This is a genomic window from Roseovarius sp. MBR-6, from assembly GCF_040547525.1.
GTDB lineage: Bacteria > Pseudomonadota > Alphaproteobacteria > Rhodobacterales > Rhodobacteraceae > Roseovarius.
The window spans coordinates 1-18,296 of sequence record NZ_JBEPPW010000029.1; the positions used below are offsets into that span (position 1 = coordinate 1).

Annotated in this window: 15 protein-coding genes and 1 tRNA gene; 2 read left to right on the forward strand and 14 right to left on the reverse strand. The window is 65.0% G+C overall.

Annotated elements, in window-relative coordinates; genetic code table 11:
• Positions 1 to 136: 136 nt before the first annotated feature.
• The 5 genes from ABIE57_RS18935 to ABIE57_RS18955 form a co-directional block, all read right to left on the reverse strand.
• Positions 137 to 210 (reverse strand) — tRNA-Gly (locus tag ABIE57_RS18935).
• 138 nt (positions 211 to 348) lie between these two features.
• On the reverse strand, positions 349 to 2,424 hold the full coding sequence (gene phnN, locus ABIE57_RS18940) for a phosphonate metabolism protein/1,5-bisphosphokinase (PRPP-forming) PhnN (protein WP_354540597.1): 2,076 nt from the start codon (positions 2,422 to 2,424) through the stop codon (positions 349 to 351).
• Between the two features lie 37 nt (positions 2,425 to 2,461).
• Entirely contained in the window at positions 2,462 to 3,298 is an 837-nt protein-coding gene (gene nadC, locus ABIE57_RS18945; protein ID WP_354540598.1) for a carboxylating nicotinate-nucleotide diphosphorylase, read from the reverse strand.
• Positions 3,299 to 3,320: 22 nt separating this feature from the next.
• On the reverse strand, positions 3,321 to 5,282 hold the full coding sequence (locus ABIE57_RS18950) for a TRAP transporter permease (protein ID WP_354540599.1): 1,962 nt from the start codon (positions 5,280 to 5,282) through the stop codon (positions 3,321 to 3,323).
• A gap of 96 nt (positions 5,283 to 5,378) precedes the next feature.
• Positions 5,379 to 6,368: a TAXI family TRAP transporter solute-binding subunit gene (locus ABIE57_RS18955; RefSeq protein WP_354540600.1), complete on the reverse strand. Its 990-nt coding sequence runs from the start codon at positions 6,366 to 6,368 to the stop codon at positions 5,379 to 5,381.
• A gap of 170 nt (positions 6,369 to 6,538) precedes the next feature.
• Here ABIE57_RS18955 and ABIE57_RS18960 point away from each other — a divergent pair, with 170 nt between their 5' ends.
• Positions 6,539 to 7,399, forward strand: coding sequence for an FRG domain-containing protein (locus tag ABIE57_RS18960; RefSeq protein WP_354540602.1), 861 nt, complete (start codon positions 6,539 to 6,541; stop codon positions 7,397 to 7,399).
• A 6-nt stretch (positions 7,400 to 7,405) separates the two neighbouring features.
• Here ABIE57_RS18960 and ABIE57_RS18965 read toward each other — a convergent pair whose 3' ends face one another.
• The 8 genes from ABIE57_RS18965 to ABIE57_RS19000 all read right to left on the reverse strand — a co-directional run bounded on the left by ABIE57_RS18965 (position 7,406) and on the right by ABIE57_RS19000 (position 16,127).
• Complete coding sequence (locus tag ABIE57_RS18965) at positions 7,406 to 8,227, reverse strand: ferredoxin--NADP reductase (RefSeq protein ID WP_354540603.1); 822 nt, start codon at positions 8,225 to 8,227, stop codon at positions 7,406 to 7,408.
• Positions 8,228 to 8,426: 199 nt separating this feature from the next.
• On the reverse strand, positions 8,427 to 9,011 hold the full coding sequence (locus ABIE57_RS18970; protein WP_354540604.1) for an amino acid synthesis family protein: 585 nt from the start codon (positions 9,009 to 9,011) through the stop codon (positions 8,427 to 8,429).
• Positions 9,008 to 9,589, reverse strand: a complete 582-nt coding sequence (locus ABIE57_RS18975; protein WP_354540605.1) for an amino acid synthesis family protein — start codon at positions 9,587 to 9,589, stop codon at positions 9,008 to 9,010. Before ABIE57_RS18975 ends, ABIE57_RS18970 begins: the two co-directional genes overlap by 4 nt.
• Complete coding sequence (locus ABIE57_RS18980; RefSeq protein ID WP_354540606.1) at positions 9,582 to 10,445, reverse strand: UPF0280 family protein; 864 nt, start codon at positions 10,443 to 10,445, stop codon at positions 9,582 to 9,584. Before ABIE57_RS18980 ends, ABIE57_RS18975 begins: the two co-directional genes overlap by 8 nt.
• 20 nt (positions 10,446 to 10,465) lie before the next feature.
• Entirely contained in the window at positions 10,466 to 11,956 is a 1,491-nt protein-coding gene (locus ABIE57_RS18985) for a 6-hydroxynicotinate reductase (RefSeq protein WP_354540607.1), read from the reverse strand.
• Complete coding sequence (locus ABIE57_RS18990) at positions 11,946 to 14,690, reverse strand: molybdopterin-dependent oxidoreductase (RefSeq protein WP_354540608.1); 2,745 nt, start codon at positions 14,688 to 14,690, stop codon at positions 11,946 to 11,948. Before ABIE57_RS18990 ends, ABIE57_RS18985 begins: the two co-directional genes overlap by 11 nt.
• A gap of 4 nt (positions 14,691 to 14,694) precedes the next feature.
• A complete protein-coding gene (locus ABIE57_RS18995) occupies positions 14,695 to 15,525 on the reverse strand; it encodes an FAD binding domain-containing protein (RefSeq protein WP_354540609.1) in 831 nt (276 codons plus the stop codon).
• A 149-nt stretch (positions 15,526 to 15,674) separates the two neighbouring features.
• Positions 15,675 to 16,127, reverse strand: coding sequence for a MarR family winged helix-turn-helix transcriptional regulator (locus tag ABIE57_RS19000; RefSeq protein ID WP_354540610.1), 453 nt, complete (start codon positions 16,125 to 16,127; stop codon positions 15,675 to 15,677).
• A 215-nt stretch (positions 16,128 to 16,342) separates the two neighbouring features.
• Here ABIE57_RS19000 and ABIE57_RS19005 point away from each other — a divergent pair, with 215 nt between their 5' ends.
• Positions 16,343 to 17,512, forward strand: a complete 1,170-nt coding sequence (locus tag ABIE57_RS19005; protein WP_354540611.1) for an amidohydrolase family protein — start codon at positions 16,343 to 16,345, stop codon at positions 17,510 to 17,512.
• Between the two features lie 212 nt (positions 17,513 to 17,724).
• On the opposite strand, the gene msrA is transcribed toward ABIE57_RS19005, so the two are convergent.
• Positions 17,725 to 18,156 carry a peptide-methionine (S)-S-oxide reductase MsrA gene (gene msrA / locus ABIE57_RS19010; RefSeq protein ID WP_354540612.1) on the reverse strand — a complete coding sequence of 144 codons (432 nt, stop codon included), beginning with the start codon at positions 18,154 to 18,156 and terminating at the stop codon, positions 17,725 to 17,727.
• Between the last annotated feature and the right edge of the window lie 140 nt (positions 18,157 to 18,296).

Sequence of the window (18,296 nt, forward strand, 5' to 3'; positions counted from 1 at the left end):
ATGGGCCCATATCCTTCTCACCGGCGAGTACAGATGGCCAAAACAATGATCCCAGTCCTTAGCGTACTATTCTGCACTCTCCGGCATCAGACCCCCAGAGGCCCCTTTGTCCCGGTGACTGACACTGTCAGAGGCGTGGAGCGGGTGAAGGGAATCGAACCCTCGTCCTCAGCTTGGGAAGCTGCTGCTCTACCATTGAGCTACACCCGCGACGGGCAATGATTACCACCGTTCGCGAAACCGCTTCAAGCAGATTTGCCTGTGATCGACCGTGCAATGTGGTGAATTCTCCGCGCACCATCCGGATGCGGGCGGGAGGGGTGGCGCGGGCGGATGCCGTGCCCTCTGTCAGCCCGCCAGCGGCCCGGTCGCGGGCAGGAGGTTGTCGTCGCCAAAGCGGCAGAGCGGCCCGCTCCGTGCAAGCCGGTCACGCGCGTTCTCGAGCCCCGCACGACTCGACGAATGAATCCGCAAGACAGGCTGCCCCCTGTCAACCGCGCGTCCCATCGTGGCCAAAAGATGCACGCCCGCCGCCTTGTCGAGCGGCGCGCCTGCGGCGCGGGCAATGGCGGCGACGGCCCGGATATCCATATCCTTGATATATCCCTGCCGGTCTGCCTCGAGGTCCCAGGTGAACTGCCCCGGTGCCAGATTGTGGGGATTGGGCGATTGGTGCCGGATGATCTCGTTGAACTTGTCGAGCGCGCGCCCCGAGCACAGCAGCCCCTCGGCGATGTCCCGCCCTGTTCCCGGGTTGGCCCCGCCGCCCCATTCGATGATGATCGCCGCGTAATCCAGCGCCTTTTCCCTGAGATCGTGCGGCGCATCGGCGGCATTGCCCAACACCTTGAGCACATCCACGGCCTCGAGAACCGGGCCGACCCCGCGGCCTATGGGGCGCGTGCCGTCCGCGAGGTTGACGCGGGTTTTCAGGCCGACACCCTCGCCGACGGTCTCGAACAGCAGCTTGAGCGCGATGGCCTCCTCCAGCGTGCGCGTCTTTGCGCCCGGTCCCACCGGCAGGTCGATCAGCACATGTGTCGATCCGGCGGCCAGCTTTTTCGAGAGGATCGACGACACGTCGAGCAGCGTCGATGCCAGCCCGAGCGGCCGGTTGATCGCGTTCATCACGTCATCGACCGGCGAATGCGTGAGCCTGCCGTTCCACGCGATGCAGGCCCCTGTGCGGCGCACGACATCCCGCATTTCGGCCAGTGACAGATCGACCCGGGCGAGCACCTCCATCATGTCGGCGGTGCCTGCCGCCGAGGTGATCGCGCGCGACGAGGTCTTGGGCATGGTCAGCCCGAAGGCGGCCACGATCGGGATCACGATCGGCGTGATCCTGTTGCCCGGTATGCCGCCCATCGAATGCTTGTCGACGACGATATCGGCGTCCCATTCCTGCCTTTGGGCGTGGTCGGCGCGGGCCCGTGTCAGGGCCACGACCTCGTCCATCGACAGGTTGGTCGAGGCCGCGACCAGAAACCCCGCGATCTCGGTCTCGCTGAACCGCCCGCTGACCAGATCATCGACGATCCGGCGCATTTCGGGTTCTGCGAGTTGCCCGCCCTGCACCTTCCGTTGCAGCAAGGCGCGGCTATGGGGGCTGGGCAACCGCTCGATCGCGACGGCCCCCCCGCGCCCGGCGTCCAGCGCATCGAATGCCTTGGCCGACAGGGCGCATTGATCGGGGTCTGCGATGGCGTCGTTGTCGGTCCAGCCGAGTTCGGCCACCACCGTCCTGTCGCCCAAGGAGAGACCGACCCGCGCAGACCCTGCAAGATGACGGGCGGCGACGGGGCTGTTGCGGTTCACGATGCAGAGCGGCTTGACGCCGAACTCGACGGCAAAGCCGCGCGGTTGCGCCACCAGATCGCAAGAGCCCGCGATCAGATCGGTCAGCGCCTCGATACCTGCCTCTATCGACGCGTCATTGCGCAGGATCAGCGCGCCATCGCCCGGCTCCGGCTCTTGGGCCATCCGCGCGAGGCGCTGCGCGATCTGCTCTTCGGTCTCGCGCCCCCGCTGCCGCAACCGCCGTTCGAGCGCATCGCGCGAGGCGAGGATATGGATCACGACAACCTTGCCGAGCTTGTCGCGAAACGCGGTCACCTCGTTGCGCGACGTGTTGAGCACGACATTGACGCCGCGCGCCAGATCCTCCGCGATATCCGCAGGCACCCCGTAATGCAGCCCGTGCGCGGCCCAGTGATGCAATAGCCCGCCATCCCTCAGAAGCGCATGGAACTCCTCCTCCGAGAGCGCGATATGGTCCTCGCCGCCGGCATCGGCGGGCCGGGTGATCACGCGGCGTGCAAACCGGAACCAGCGGCTTTGGGACAGAACGGCGCGCGCGCCGTCCAGCAGCGTGTCCTTGCCAACGCCGCTAGGGCCGACAATCAGAAAAAGCGTTCCACTCATGCCGCTTGCTCATATGTTCGTGACTGGGCCGACATGCTCAGACGTCATCGAGTCCGATATCGACACAGGTGGCGGATTGGGTGATCCGACCGACCGAGACGTAGTCGACGCCTGTTTCGGCCTTGGCGCGGATGGTGTCCAGCCGGACACCGCCCGAACATTCCAGCGGCACGCGCCGATCCACCATCCGGACCGCGGTGGTCATGTCCTCGTTGCTCATGTTGTCGAGCATGATGACATCGACATCGGCCGCGAGCGCCTCCTCGACCTGATCGAGCCGGTCGCATTCCACCTCGATCTTGGTCAGCATCGGCGCAAAGGCCTTGGCCCGCCGCACGGCTGCGGCGATACCGCCCGCGACGGCGATGTGGTTGTCCTTGAGCATGATGCCATTGTCGAGGCCAAGCCGGTGACTGCGCCCGCCCCCGCAGACGACCGCGTATTTCTCGATCATGCGCAGCCCCGGGGTCGTCTTGCGGGAATCGAGCAGCGTGGCGCCGGTGCCCTCGATCTCCTTGACGTAGCGCGCCGTCAGCCCCGCGATGCCGCACATCCGCTGCACGAGGTTCAGCGCGACCCGCTCTGCGGTCAGAAGCGCCTGCGCGTTGCCCGACACCACGGCAAAGGTCTCTCCCTTGGCGACGGTATCGCCGTCCTTGTATCTTGCGTCAAAGGTGCAATCCGGATCCATCCGCCGAAACACCATCTCGGCCAGCCTGACGCCGGACAGAACGATATCCTCCCGCGCGTTCATGCCGAACGTGGCGCGGGCGTCATCGTCGATCATGATTTTCGCCGTCAGGTCGTAGTGGTTCACATCCTCGTCCAGCCACAGGTCAATCAGTTGTTGCACTTTCCGGAGATCAAGCAGCATGCGCGCACCTTTTGTTTGTATGCTAACGATAATAGCAGCCCCGGTTAGGGCCGCAAGCGGAATTTCGTCTCGACGTGGCCAGGCTCTCGCGATACATCCTCGCACCGTAGAACAGCACCGCGACACCAAGCGCCGCGCCGACCGCCTTGGCCAGCGGATCGGGTATGGTCAGGAGCAGGGCACAGAGGGCCATCGTCCACCGCGCCGCGGTCGAGCTTGCGCCCGTCCATCTCAACTCGCTCGCCGTCGCGACGAGGGCGCAGGCGAGCACGGTTGCCATGCACACGGCAAAGGCCTGAAGGCTGGCAAAGGGGGTCAGCACCAGCGGATTGATCACGAACATGAACGGCACCACGAAGGCGACGATCGAGAACCGCATGGCGATGACCGCGATTCGCAACGGGTTGGCCATCGCGATGGCCGCCGCCGCATAGGCGGCCACCGCCACCGGTGGCGTCATCGCCGACAGGACCGCGAAATACAGCAGGAAGAGATGCGAATTCAGCTCCGGGAAGCCGTATTCGTTCACCAGCGTCGGCCCGACCAGCACCGCCGCCAGAACGTAGGCGCTTGGTGTCGGCATTCCGAGGCCCAGAATGATCGTGACGAGCGCGCACAGCACCAGCGCCAGCAGCACGCTGTCACCCGCAAGCGAGAACGCGACGAAAGAGAACTTGGAGGCGAGACCGGTCATCGTGATCCCTCCGATGACCAGCCCCGCCGCCGCGCAGGCACCGGTGACGGCCAGCATCCGGATCGCGGTATCCGACAGCGCCTCGATGGTTTTCCTGACCCCCAGCCGCGTATCCGCCCGCAGGAACGACACCGCCCAGACACCCAGGGCGCTGAACGCGGCCACCATCGTGGGGGAATATCCCATCACCAGCAACATCACGAGACCGGCCAGCGGCAGCAGGAACTGCCAGCCTTCCCGCATGGTCTGTGCAAGGCCGGGCACCGCAGATGTATCCATTGCCGCAAGGTTCAGCGAGACCGACCGCAAATGGACCTGAATGAAGATGCCGACGTAGTAGAGCACCGCCGGCACGATCGCCGCCAGCACGATTTCGCCGTAACTGATGCCTGTGATCTCGGCCATGATGAACGCCGCCGATCCCATCACCGGCGGAAGCAGGCTGCCCCCGGTGGAGGCCGCAACTTCGACGCCGCCCGCGAATTCGGGTTTGTAGCCCAGCCGCTTCATCATCGGGATCGTGATCGAGCCGGTCGCTACGACATCCGAGGTAGGGCTCCCCGACATCGTGCCGAACAGCGCCGACGACGAGACCGCGATCTTGGCCGGCCCCCCGACCGAACGCCCCGAGGCCGCAGTGGCCAGACGAAAGAAGAATTCGCTCCCCCCCGCCTTTTCGAGGAAGGTGCCGAACATGACAAACAGGAACGCATAGGTGGCCGCGACCTTGAGCGGCACGCCGAAAAGCCCGTCGGTGGTATAGACGTTGATGTCGATGAAATGGCCCAGCGTGATCAGCCCGTGCCCGAGTTGCCCGGGTATCAGGTGGCCGAGCAGGTTGTAGAGGATGAAGCTGATCACCAGCAGCGTCAGGAACACACCCACCGTCCGCCTCGTGATTTCCAGCGTCAGCAGGATGAGCAGCCCGGCCATGATGAACTGATCGGGGCGCAGATCGTCAAACAGGCTTATCCGCATCGCCGTTTCGGGAATATTGGCGATGAAATAGACCGCGCAGGCCGCAGCAAGGGCCGACCATATCCAGTCAGCCACCGCCGGGCGCGTTTCATGCGCGTTCTCCGTTGCGCCGATCAGCAGAAAGGACGGCACGAAGATGAGCGAAAGGAAGATGACCACCAGCGACAGCGCGTCTATCCGCGAGTAGATCGCCGCATAGAGCACCCACAGGGTAAAGCCCGCCGTATAGAGCCGTATCGGCCAGTAGAGCCAGCCCTCTATAAAACGCCTGCGGCCCGTGGAAAACAGCAGGTTGAGAAGCGTGTTCATCATGGATCGCAGCCATTCCTTCGCGTCATCCGCGATACAGTCGGTCACCCGGAACGGGGCCCGGCGACAGCGCCGGACCCCGTCTCTCTGATGGCGGGATCAGTTGCCGGAGGCTGCGATCACCTCGGCCGCGAGCGGGTGATACCCGACCACTTCGATCGACGCGGCGAGGGTCGTGTCGAATGCGCCCATGGCCTTGTGCACCTTCTGGATCTCCTCGGGATGCTGGTAGATGGCCTTGGTGACCAGCCTTACCATTTCCGGGTCGGCATCATCGGCGGCAATCAGCGCGGCGCTGGCACCAAAGGTCTTTACCTCTCGGTCGAGCCACTCATAGGCCCCGGCCGGGATCGTCACCGGCTTCGATCCGTAATCGGCCTGCATCTGCGCGATCACGTCATCGGGCACCGAGAGCAACGTCAATTCGCGGCTGTTGGCGATCGAATTGATGCTGCCGCTGCCCACGAATGTCGCATTCACCCACGACACGGCCTTGCCGTCCTGCATGATTTCAGAGGCGGCCTGAGACCCCTGAAACTGCACGCTGCCGCCATTCTCCGCAAGCTGCTCGAAGGTGATCCCGGCGAGCGCCATGGATTTCTCTGCGAGGATCGAGGGCAGGATGCCACGACGATTGACGACGAGGTCGAAATCTCCCTTGAACCCGGCCAGATCGGCAATCGAGGTCAGGTTATTCTCTTCGGCAAAGCGCCTGTCGGTCACCCATTGCATCGGGGCCCAGTCGTAAAGCAGCGCCACGGCGCTGACGCCGCCGGTCGGCTCCTTGAACGGCTCCTCGCCGCGCTGCGCGATCACGATCTCGCCGAGGTGAACGATGGCCATGTCGCACTTGCCCTGGCCAAGCTGCACGATGTTGGCGAATCCGCCGCTCGATGTCTGGTAGGTGACGGTCGAGGCCGGGTCGATCTTGCGAACCGCGCTGTCAAGCCCGCTGCCGAGCAGCGACCAGAGCCCGCCGGGGCTTCCGCCGCACAGCGTGATGTTCGACGCCGCCGAGGCGGCTCCGGCGGTCAGGAACGCTGCTGAAACCGCAGCGACCGCTCCCATGTATTTGCACGTCTTGGTCATGTCTTCCTCTCCTGTCTTGATTCATTATTATTATTAGCATACGAACGAAATGGATTGGAAAAGTCAACGGTTTTGTTGAATGTCGCGATGGACATTTACATGTCAGGGCACACGCGCGGGTGCCATGTCGGGGCGTGAATGGCCCCGGTGTTGAAAGTGAGGAGCAGGCAATGTCCGAACAGGTCGCAACCCCGCAGGAGAGCACCGCCACAGATATCGTCGAAGCGCGCACGGTGCGCGTCACGTCATGGGCCAACCTGCAGGAAATCCTGCTGGAGGATGCGTGGAATCCCGGCATCATGCGACACCGCTCCCGCCGTCTGTTTCGCGGCCATTCCCGCGCGGATTTCGAGCTCATGTCGGGGCTTGCGCGCACCGGTGGCCGACAGACCCGCCTCGAGAAACACCTGCTGCGCAATTTCAACAAATATGCGCGCTCGTATCTGGACCCGGCCGAGGACCAGCCCCGCAACTTCTGGCACTGGATGTCTCTTGCACAGCATCACGGGCTTCCCACACGGCTGCTCGACTGGACATACTCACCGCTGATCGCCGCGCATTTCTCCTGCCATGTCCTTGCCGACATGGCGACCGACGGCGCGATCTGGATCATCGATTATCACATGGCGCACGAACTGCTGTCTGCCAATCTCAAGGGCCGGCTGAAAAGCCAGGGCGCGAATGTCTTTACCGACGAGATGCTGTCGCAGGAAATCGGCTCGCTCGAAGAGCTGGACAGTCGCCAGACCCCGGATGACGGGCAGGTTCTGTTCTTCGAGCCGCCCTCCATCAGCGCACGAATCATCAATCAATACGCGTGTTTTTCCGTCCAGATCGGGGAATGCCGCCCGATGATGGCGTGGCTGTCGCGCCATCCCGAGATGTGGAAAAAGGTCGTCATCCCGGCAGACCTCAAGTGGGAAATCCGCGACAAGCTTGACCAGTCCAACATCACCGAACGGGTGCTGTTTCCGGGGCTTGACGGGCTGTGCGACTGGCTTGCGCGGCAGTATTATCCGCGCGTCCTCTAGCTGGGATCAATCGACAAAGGCGCGCTCGACCACGAACTCGGCGGGCTTGTTGTTGGCGCCCTCCGTCAGTCCGAACCCCTCCAGCGCCAGCTTGGTATCCTTCAGCATCGCCATCGAGCCGCAGATCATGCCGCGATCATTCTCCGGGCGGATCGGCGGCACCCCAAGATCGTCAAACAGCTTGCCCGAGCCCATCAGATCCGTGATCCGTCCCCGCGTCGGATATGGCTCTCGCGTGACCGAGGGGTAATGGCGCAGGCGCCCGTTCGCAAACTCGCCGATCAGCGGGTCGTCCAGACATTGACGGACAATTTCCTCGCCATAGGCAAGCTCCGCGACCTCGCGGCAGGTATGGGTGAGGATCACCTCGTCGAATTTCTCGTAGGTCTCGGGGTCGCGGATCAGCGAGGCGAAGGGCGCGATCCCGGTTCCGGTCGAAAACATGTAGAGCCGCTTGCCCGGCAACAGCGCATCGTTGACCAGGGTTCCGGTGGGTTTCTTGCGCATCAGCACCGTGTCGCCCGCCCTGATCCGTTGCAGATGCTCGGTGAGGGGGCCATCGGGCACCTTGATGGAAAAGAATTCAATCTCTTCATCCCAGGACGGGCTGGCGATGGAATAGGCCCGGAATACCGGCTTGGGCGCGTTCGGCAGGCCGATCATCACGAATTCGCCGGACCGAAAGCGAAAGCTTGCCGGTCGGGTGATGCGAAAGGCGAACAGGCGGTCCGTGTAATGCCGCACCGAGGTCACCGTCTCGGCAAAGACACCGGACGGAAGATCAAACTCGACGGGATTGCCCTGCACGACGGGTTTGAATTCGGACATTCTTCATTTCCCTCTTGCTGTCCGCACATGCCTCGCCGCGTTGTCCTACCGGAGGACAGGGCAGCATGGTGGCGCGCCATTATCATTCGTATACTAACGATAATGGCGCAGGCGCATCCGGTCAATCAGGAAAGTCACATTTCGGGTATTGCCCGCGCGGGGGGGCACGCGCCCGCCCGGCACGGGCAGGCCCTGCACGTCACCGCAACCCGTCCTTGCCCTCGGCCTCGTCATGGGTCAGCCCGCCGACACGCGGAAGCGGGCGGCCGCTATCGGCAACGGCAACGGCGACCATGATCTCGTTGGCGCGTGGCGCATCGTTGAGCCGCACCTCGACACCATCGAAATGCGAGCGCACATAGGCCGCGTCCTTGTGTCCCAAGGGGATGTCGAGATCCTGCCCCGGACCACCGCGCTTCTTGGACGAGGGCACGAGCGCGGCCCCTTTTGCTACGGCCTTGCGCAGCGGCGCTCCCAGCTTGGGATGCAGGATCGCGGCGGCGTGTTCCAGCTCTCCGTTTTCGCCGACCATCGCGGATTTGCCGTAGCTCTCGATCGCCTCCGGCGCAACACCAAGCGCGGCCACGGCCCGCGCGCCCAACAGGCCGCCAAGCTCCGCGCCGATCTCTATCAACTCTGACAGGTCCTCGACGAACCGTCCGGCGAACGGGTTTTCGATGACCGCGACCGCGACCGCCTTGCGCGTCGGGGGCGCGATGTCGCGCCCCATCTCGGAATGCGTTTCCTCGACCCAGGTCGCCAGCTTTCTGATCTTGGCACTCATCTCAATCCGTCCTCCCCCTTGATATCCGCAGCAGCCAGCCCGCCCGAGCGCGCGTGCACGCGCGGCCCCGTCGTCATGACCAGCGCAACCAGCATTTCATCCGCGCGCGGCGCATCGTTGAGCCCGATCTCCATCGAATCGAAGTGGCTGCGCACATACGAGGCGTTGACATGGGTGATCGGCACGTCGATCCGCGCCCCCATCGCGCCCACCTTCTTTGCCGATGGCACGATGGCATTTGTGCCGTCGAGCACCTCGCGCATCGCATAGCCGCCGGGCGCATGCCACAGCGCGCCGTGTTCAAGCTCTCCCGCAGAGCCTATGAGGGATGCCTTGCCATATCCCTCGATCATGGCGGCACCGCCCAGGTTCCGGGCCAGCTCTCGTGCCATGTCCAGCCCGAGGGGGCGCAACTCTTCCATGAACCATTGGATATCGGGCTCGTAACGGCCCGCGAACGGGTTGGCGATCACCGCGACCGCTGCGCCCCGCCTGAGCGGTATCGCCGCCACGGGGCCGCCCTCGTGAAAGATTTCCTCGACCGCGATCATTCGCTTTCGGACTTTGAGTTCAGGCATGTTCCACCTCTCCAAGGGGGCTGAAATGACGGGTGGCGCCACCGGTCAGCGCCGATTCGCCCTGCAAGAACAGCGCGGCGCCCAGAATGTGCCCCTCCGCTTCAAGCATGGCGGCCACGGAATGGCCTGCGGCGAGCGCTTTTGCGCGGTGCGCGTGGTCGAGCGGAGGCACAAGGGTAACGACCGGCATGTCACCAAGATCGCTGTCGGGCCGGAGCCGCCTTGCCGGTGCGCGCTCGATGCCCGGATGGCCGGGCAGGTCCACCGCGTTGGCGATCAGTGTGGCCGCGACATCGGCCCGTGCCGCGTCGGCGGCCACCACGGTCACGCTGTCGGCAATGCCGAGCGACAGGCTGCGCCCATGCGTGCCGCTTGTGGCGATCCCGCCGATCCCGCTGCCCGAGCCAAAGCGCACACGGCCAAGCGGGTGCCCGTCATGGCGCGCCATCATCACCGCGAATTCCTGCCCCCCGGCAAGATGCACCGCGATGTCACCGCCATTGTTGACATAGGCCCGGCGCAGCGGAACCGCGTCGCGCATCGCGTGCAGGATGGTATCGGCAACCGCCCCCGCGACCGCGATCATCGGCGTCAGAAACCGGTCCCGGCAAAACGGCCGGGCGGCGGCATACATGCGGCGCGCGACCGGATCACGGGGCAGAGCCGTGTCGGGTGCAAGCCGGGTCCGGTGGCGATCAAGCTCGGTGACAAGCCCTTCGAGAAGCCCGTCGAACCGGGCGGCGGCGGCGGCAAGGGCCGCCCGGCGATCCGCTTCGCAAGCCGCATCCGCGCCGATCACAAGATCAATCGGGCCATGCTGCAAATGCAGCCTCTGCCCGCCATCGAGAAGAGCCATGGACGGTCCAGGCATCGCGCTTACCCGTCCTTTTCCCAGCGGAAATTGTTCTTGTTGACCGGGTCGGCATCCGGGTCGATCTGATTGACGCGGCGCACGTCATCGGAAATCGCCTCTTCGATCGGGCGCACGCATTCGATATGCCCCCCAAGCGCGACATAGTCCGACAACCGCATGGTGAATTCGATTGGCGCCACGAGGGCAGGGGTGGGCACGTATCCGAAGGAATTCGTCGGTATGTCGAGCACATTCGCCATCACCGTGATCCCGCCGCCGGGCCAGACATAGGCATTGGCCCCGCCGCAGGAGACATGGGTAAGCGACGCCTTGACCGAATGGGTGAGCTTTACCGGGTTTTTCGTGACGCCCGCGCGCAGCGATCCGCCCGCCCCCCCCATGAACAGGACCGAGCAGAGCGAAGGCTCGCAATTCTCGGCGATGAGATCGACCGAGGCCTGAAGCGCCTCGGGTATCGGGGCGGGCCGGGGCTCCAGCGCCTCGTCGAGTTCGAAATAGGCATATTGCTCGCCCGTGGTGGACACCATCAAGAGCCGCAGGCCCGGCCAGGCCACCGCGCTGTCGACCCGTTGCAGGATCGTCAGCGGGTCCTCGATATCGGTGCCGCCCCAACCCCGGCCCGCCTCTGCCACGCGGAAATAGCGCCCGGGCGTTGAGCGGCGGCCGTTGATGCGGATGCCGGTGGGCGGCACGTCCAGCATCTTGCCGGCCTGATGCTCGGACAGGACGCCGGTGATGTGGTCGTCGACGACGATCACCTCGTCGACATGCCCCACCCATTGCGAGGCAAACATCCCGATGGTCGCAGAGCCGCAGCCCACGCGCATCAGCCTTTCCTCGACCCCGTTGATGATCGGCGGTTTCCCGGCCTGCACGACCACCGTCGCGCCCTCATCGACCGAAAGCTCCACCGCCTCGCCATTGCACAGTTTCAGCAGCGTGTCGCAGGTCACGCGGCCCTCCTTCTTGCTGCCGCCGGTCAGGTGCTCGACCCCGCCCAGTGACAGCATTCTCGACCCATACTCGCTGGTCATCACATGGCCGACGGATTCGCCGTCGCGCCGCACATCGGCCCGCTCGTGGCCGATGAACCTGTCGGTGTCGATCTTCACCTTGACACCGCAATAGCTGAAGATGCCCTCGGTCACGACGGTCACCATGTCGGCGCCGTCCACGGTCTGGCTGACGATGAAGGGCGCGGGCTTGTAATCGGGATAGGTGGTTCCCGCGCCGACGGCGGTAACGAACGACCGGCTGTCGCGCAGGAGGGTGCCGTCCCAGTCGGTGCCCTCGGTGCCCTTGAGGAAAGGCACGGTCTTTTCGCCGCTCTCGATCGTCTTTTCGATGATGGTCAACGGATCGAGCCGGACAAGCTTGCCCTTGTGGTTGGCATAGCGATCACACGCCCCCGATGCACCCTCGGCGATATAGCACAGCACCGGACAGGCATCGCAGCGGATCTTTTCGGGCCGGACCCGGCTTTTATCGACCATTCTCGCGTTCCTCGATAGCCTTGCGCAAATTCGATGGCGTGACGGGCACCGAGCGTATGCGCACACCGCTTGCATGTGCAATCGCGTTCAGCAGCGCGGGTGCCGTCGGGATCAGGACATGCTCGCCCAGCCCCTTGGCCCCATAGGGGCCATGAGCATCCGGCACCTCGACGATGATCGTGTCGATTGGCGGTACGTCGCCGATCGTGGGGATGAGGTAATCGTGCAGGTTCTCGGTGCGACCGGGGATGTATTCCTCCATCAGCGCCATGCCAAGCCCCTGGGCAATGCCGCCCTGCACCTGCCCCTCGACCAGCATCGGATTGATCGCCCGGCCCACGTCATGCGCCGCGACAAAGCGGATCGGGCGGACGGTGCCCAATGCCTCGTCCACCTCGACCACGGCAAGCTGTGCGGCATATCCGAATTGCGCATAGGGATGGCCCTGCCCGTTTTCGTCCAGCGGGCGGGTCGGCGGATCATAGGTTTCCTCGGCGGAAAACACATATCCCATCAAGCCGGGCGCGAGGCGCGCGGTGGATATCTCGTGGTGCCTGCCCGTGTCCTCGACGAGGATCCGCGCCTCCTCGAAGCGCAGCGTCGCCGCGTCCGAGGCGTTGACATGGCGCAGGATCGCGGCGCGCAGCGCCTCGCCGCACAGCCGCGCGGCATTGCCCGAAACGAAGGTCTGGCGCGAGGCCGAGGTCTTGCCCGCGTCGGGGGTGATGTCGGTATCCGCATCCAGACGCGCGACCGACCGCGCCGGGACACCGAGCGCGGTGGCGAAAATCTGCGTGATCACGGTGTTGGCCCCCTGGCCGATATCCATAGCCCCCTGGTGCAGCACCACGGTGCCGTCGGGCCGCACGCCCGCGCGGATCGTCGACGGGTTGGGCAGCGAGGTGTTGCCGCAGCCATACCACCCTGCGGCCACCCCCACGCCCCGGCGCAGGCCGGGGGACGTGGTCGCGTTGAAGGCCGCGACTGCGGCGCGCGCGTCGGTCCATGCCGGGCGCAGCGCATCGAGGCAGGCGACGATGCCGACCCCCTGCTCGAACACCTGGCCGCAAACCGTCGGCTCGCCATCGCGCAACGCGTTGACGATCCGGAATTCGAGCGGGTCCATGCCAAGGCGCTCGGCCAGTTCGTCGAACAGGGTTTCCTGTGCGATGGCCGATTGCGGCACGCCAAAACCGCGAAACGCCCCCGAGGGCGGGCAATTGGTGTGGATGGCGCGCGAATCGGCCCGGTAATCCGCGATCAGGTAGGGCCCCGAGGCATGGACGGGCACGCGGTTTGCCACCGTCGGCCCCCACGACGCATAGGCCCCGGTATTGAACGCGCCCGAGAACGCAAAGCCGCTGATCCGGCCATCCTGCCGCGCGCCGATCCTGAGCGTGATCTCGGACGGGTGCCGCTTGGTCGTCGATTGCATGGATTCGATGCGCGAATAGGTAAGGCGCACCGGTCGCCCGGTCTTGAGCGCCGCCAGCGCGAGATAGGGCTGCACCGACAGATCGAGCTTGGACCCGAACCCGCCGCCGACGCCCGTGGGCACGATGCGGATGCGGCTCCGGTCCATCCCGAGGATGATTTCGAGCGAGTCGAGGTCCATCACCGGGGCCTGCGTGCAGGCATGGATTTCGACGCGGTCCTCCACCACCTGCGCGAATCCGGCTTCGGGCTCGATATAGGCGTGCTCGACGAAACCAGAGCGATAGCGCGCCTCGACGACGATATCGGCCGCAGCCAGCGCGGCCTCGTGATCGCCGCGGCTGACATGCCCCCGGCACATCACGTTCCCGGCGCGGTCGTCATGGATCAGCGCCCCGCCTGTCGCCTCGGCCCCGGCGGTGTCGAGCACCGCATCCAGTTCGCGCCATTCAATGGGAAAGCCGGTTTCGTCAAATCTCCGTATCGCCTCGGGCGAGCCGACCACGGCGGCGACCGCCTCGCCGCGAAACCGGGCGATGCTCTCGGCAAAGACCGGCTGATCGACAAAGGCCGGGATCACGCCGAACGCGTTGCGCCCGGGAATGTCGGCGCTTGTCAGAACGGCCTCGATACCGTCATGTCCGGCGCACCAGGCATCGAGATCGCCAAAGCTGAAGGCGGCGCGATGAAATGGCGATCTGACGACACGGATTTCCAGCGTGCCCTGCGGTGCCACGTCGTCGCCGAATTGCTCGGTGCCCGAAACCTTGGCAAGCCCGTCAAGACGCCGGATCGCTGCTCCGACCCCGCCGTCACCGTCCAGCCGTCCCGGCACCTGCGCCACGGCGTCGATGATCTTGCGATAACCCGTGCAGCGACACAGGACACCGGCCAGCGCCTCCTTGATCTCGTCCTCGTCCGGCGTCTGCGTCTGCCGCAGAAGCGCAACCGCCGACACCATCATGCCCGGCGTGCAAATCCCGCATTGCGCCGCGCCGTGATCCTCGAAACTCTCGGCCAGCCGCCGCGCCAGCGGGTCGGAGCGATAAAGCCCGCTCAGCGTCTCGACCTCGCATCCCTGCGCCTGCTGCGCGGTCACGATACACGAACAGACCGTCTCGCCATCAAGCAGCACCGAACACGCACCGCAATCGCCCGCATTGCAGCCGATCTTGACATCGCGCGCGCCGATGCGCTCCCGCAGCACCTCCGACAGCCTGTCACCCGGCGCGGCGGCCACGCTGACGGCTTGACCGTTCAGCGTGAAATCGACGGTATTCTCCGACATCCGACCATCCATGTTGCTACCACTCCCCGCCGCTTTGCAGCACGGCCCGGCGGCATAGCTCCGCCACGACCGAGCGCCTGTATTCCGATGTTCCGCGCACGTCCGAAATGGGGCTCAGCGCGTCCAGCCCCCCGGTCGCGGCGGCGTCCATTGCGGCGACCTCGTCGCGGGTCATGCCCCGCAGCCGCGCTTCAAGTTCCGGCAGGCGCACCGCGACAGGCGCACAGCTTCCGACCGCGATGCGGATATCGGCGACCCGGCCATCGCTGATCGCGGCCACGACCGCGACCATCGCGATGGATATCACCATGTGCCGCCTGCTTCCCAGCTTCACAAAGGCCCCGGCGGCACCGCGCGGCACCTTCGGGATCAGGAGGGCCGAGACGATCTCGTCCGCCGCCAGATCGATCAGGCGCGGCCCGAGGATGAACCGCTCCAGCGGAACGATGCGCGCGCCACGGGCTGACACGATCTCGACTGCGGCATCGAGCGTCAGCAGGGGCGGCACGCCATCGGCTGCGGGCGACGCGTTGCAGATGTTGCCCGCCAGCGTGCCCCGGTTCTGAATCTGCACCGACCCCACTTCGCGCGCGGCCTGTTTCAGGCCCGTGAAGGCGTCGGGCAGGGGCGCCCTGACGATCTCGGTCCAGGTCGTCGCGGCCCCGATCCGCCATCCGTCATCGGTTTCGCGAATCCCGCGAAACTCGGCGACGCGACTGATGTCGAGAATGTTCTCGATCACCTCTCCGCGCTTTTGCGCCGGAAAGAAATCCGTACAGCCCGCGACGATACGGGGGCCGGTCTCGGCCAGCATTTCCAGCGCATCCGTCGTGCTTGTCGGCACCATGTATGGCACGCCTTACCCTCCAGACAGCATTTCATTCGTATGCTAACGTTATTCGCAATAAACCGCCCGAGTCAATTGTTTCCGCGCGCCCCTGTCGCGGGGCGGACCCAAAACGGATGCAAGACCCGGACGGGCGCGGGCAAGGGTGCTCAGCTGCCACCGATTTTGCGCAACAGCCTGATCAGCGTGCGCGTCTCGGCGGTGGAGAGAGGCTTGAGGGTTTCCTCGGATATCCGCCGGCCCGCCTCGTGCAGGGTCTCGACAAGGTTGTCGTGCTGCGGGGCGACGGAGAGGACGGCGCGACGCCGGTCAACGAGATCGGGCCGCATCTCGACAAATCCCTTGGCGCGCAGCCGGTCGGCGACGCCCTTGATGGTGGCCACATCCATGGCGGTGCGCCGTCCAAGCTCGTTCTGGGAGCATTCTCCCATCTCGGCCAGCCTGACGAGCGCGGCGAATTGCGTCGAGGTCAGGCCATACGGCGCGAGGTTCTGAAAAATCGCGGCATGGCGCTGCCCCGCGATCCGCAGCAGAAAGCCGACCTGATCCTCCAGCTTGTAGTCCTCGCCGGTCTCCGTCCCGCTTTCCTCGTGGCCCGTCAAGCCAGTCTCCCCCGCCCCTGCATATGTCGTGGCCGATATGGCCCGGCACGCCCTGGTGGCGCGCCCCGGCTTTAATACCCGCGCCGCCCCCGCGAGGGAACCCGAAAACGCCGGGGGGTGCGCCCCCACCGAATCGGCACGGCACGGCAACTGCGGACTTGCCAAGAATGCTCTGCTTGTTAGTATACAAATAATATTTCGCGAGGATGCATGTCATGACACAACAGAAGCTCGTTATCAGGAATATCGGCCTCATCCTGACCGGAAAGATCGAGGCCCCGATTGCCGAAGGCGACTGCGTGATCGCCGTGGATGGGCGCATCACCGCGATCGGCCGGGAATGCGATCTTGATACCGAAGGCGCCACGTCGGTGATCGACGCGAACGGCGTCACGCTCGCGCCCGGTCTGATCGACAGCCATGTGCACCCCGTCGTGGGCGATTACACCCCCCGGCAGCAACAGCTTCACTGGATCGATTCCACCCTCAACGGCGGCGTCACCACGATGATCTCCGCAGGCGAGGTCCACATGCCCGGCAGGCCACGGGATATTGTCGGGCTCAAGGCGATGGCGATCGCGGCGCAACGCTGGTACGAGAATTTCCGCCCCTCCGGGATGAAGGTGCTGGCCGGTGCGCCGGTGATCGAGCACGGGATGGAAGAGCAGGATTTCAAGGACCTCGCCGATGCGGGCGTCAGGTTTCTCGGCGAAGTTGGCCTCGGCTCGGTCAAGGACGGCAAGACCGCCAACCAGATGGTCGATTGGGCCAGGAAATACGGCATCCAGTCCACCATCCATACCGGTGGCCCGTCGATTCCCGGATCGGGCCTGATCGACGCCGACATGGTGATCGAAACCGGCACCGACGTGGTCGGGCACATAAACGGCGGGCATACGGCGCTGCCCGACGACCAGATCGTCTGTCTTTGCGAGGCGTGCAGCCAGGGGCTTGAAATCGTTCATAACGGCAATGAACGCGCGGCGCTGCTGACGCTCAACACCGCGCGTGAACTCGGCAAGCTCGACCAGATCATCCTTGGCACCGATGGCCCTGCCGGGTCGGGTGTGCAGCCGCTCGGCATCCTGCGGATGGTCTCGATGCTGTCGAGCCTCGGCAACATCGACGCCGCCACCGCCTTCTGCTTTGCCACCGGCAACACGGCGCGCCAGCGCGCGCTTGATGTCGGCCTGCTGGAGCCGGGCTATGCTGCGGATTTCGTGCTCATGGATCAGGCGCAGCACGCCCCGGGCAAGGACATGCTGGACTCGGTCCGGCTTGGCAACCTGCCCGGCGTCGGCATGACCGTGATCGACGGCAAGGTCTGCTCGCAGCGCAGCCGCAACACACCGCCCGCAGGCAGGATTCCGTCAATCATCGTCTGACGGCCCGGGGCAGGGCCAGCGGCAGGGCTTTCCGGCGCGGCGAGGACGGCCCCCTCAATGACCGGCACCATGGCCAAAGTCATGATCAAGGATGCGATTGACGTCGGTGCAGGCGCCGGGGGATCACTCACGGCACGACGCGCCCAAAGGCGCACGCGGAGGCGCGCGCCCTGTCCATGTGGTGCCGCTCATGCCTGCGCCGCCGCCGCGTCTCAGGTCTCGGTCCCGGCGGTTTTGCGCGGCAAGACCCAATCCGCGCGGGGGAAGTGGCAGGTATACCCCTGCGGAAAGCGTTTCAGATAATCCTGATGCTCCGGCTCTGCCTCCCAGAAATCGCCGACCGGTTCGACCTCTGTCACCACCTTGCCGGGCCACAGCCCCGACGCCTCGACATCGGCGATGGTGCGCCGCGCCTCTTCCCTTTGCGCGTCGGAGCAATAGTAGATCGCCGAGCGATAGCTCATGCCGATATCGTTGCCCTGCCGGTCGGGTGTGGTGGGGTCGTGAATCTGAAAGAACACCTCCAGCAGACGCCGATAGCTGATCCTCGCCGGATCGAAGATGATTTCGATGCCCTCGGCATGGGTGCCGTGATTGCGGTAGGTGGCATTGGGCACATCGCCCCCCGTGTCTGACGTCAGCACCCATGGGACAGTTTAGGCATATTGCGGAACGGAGGGTTTCCGGCTCTGTCCGTCGTCGAATGATTTGGAACAGGCGGCGTGATTTTGGTCTGGAGGGCTCCGGCTCTGTTGGTTGATGTTATGCTGCTTGGCGCTGATGG

Coding starts and splice junctions, on each gene's coding strand:
- phnN (WP_354540597.1), bottom strand. CDS start 2,424: ATGAGTGGAACGCTTTTTCTGATTGTCGGCCCTAGCGGCGTTGGCAAG.
- nadC (WP_354540598.1), bottom strand. CDS start 3,298: ATGCTGCTTGATCTCCGGAAAGTGCAACAACTGATTGACCTGTGGCTG.
- ABIE57_RS18950 (WP_354540599.1), bottom strand. CDS start 5,282: ATGATGAACACGCTTCTCAACCTGCTGTTTTCCACGGGCCGCAGGCGT.
- ABIE57_RS18955 (WP_354540600.1), bottom strand. CDS start 6,368: ATGACCAAGACGTGCAAATACATGGGAGCGGTCGCTGCGGTTTCAGCA.
- ABIE57_RS18960 (WP_354540602.1), top strand. CDS start 6,539: ATGTCCGAACAGGTCGCAACCCCGCAGGAGAGCACCGCCACAGATATC.
- ABIE57_RS18965 (WP_354540603.1), bottom strand. CDS start 8,227: ATGTCCGAATTCAAACCCGTCGTGCAGGGCAATCCCGTCGAGTTTGAT.
- ABIE57_RS18970 (WP_354540604.1), bottom strand. CDS start 9,011: ATGAGTGCCAAGATCAGAAAGCTGGCGACCTGGGTCGAGGAAACGCAT.
- ABIE57_RS18975 (WP_354540605.1), bottom strand. CDS start 9,589: ATGCCTGAACTCAAAGTCCGAAAGCGAATGATCGCGGTCGAGGAAATC.
- ABIE57_RS18980 (WP_354540606.1), bottom strand. CDS start 10,445: ATGGCTCTTCTCGATGGCGGGCAGAGGCTGCATTTGCAGCATGGCCCG.
- ABIE57_RS18985 (WP_354540607.1), bottom strand. CDS start 11,956: ATGGTCGATAAAAGCCGGGTCCGGCCCGAAAAGATCCGCTGCGATGCC.
- ABIE57_RS18990 (WP_354540608.1), bottom strand. CDS start 14,690: ATGGATGGTCGGATGTCGGAGAATACCGTCGATTTCACGCTGAACGGT.
- ABIE57_RS18995 (WP_354540609.1), bottom strand. CDS start 15,525: ATGGTGCCGACAAGCACGACGGATGCGCTGGAAATGCTGGCCGAGACC.
- ABIE57_RS19005 (WP_354540611.1), top strand. CDS start 16,343: ATGACACAACAGAAGCTCGTTATCAGGAATATCGGCCTCATCCTGACC.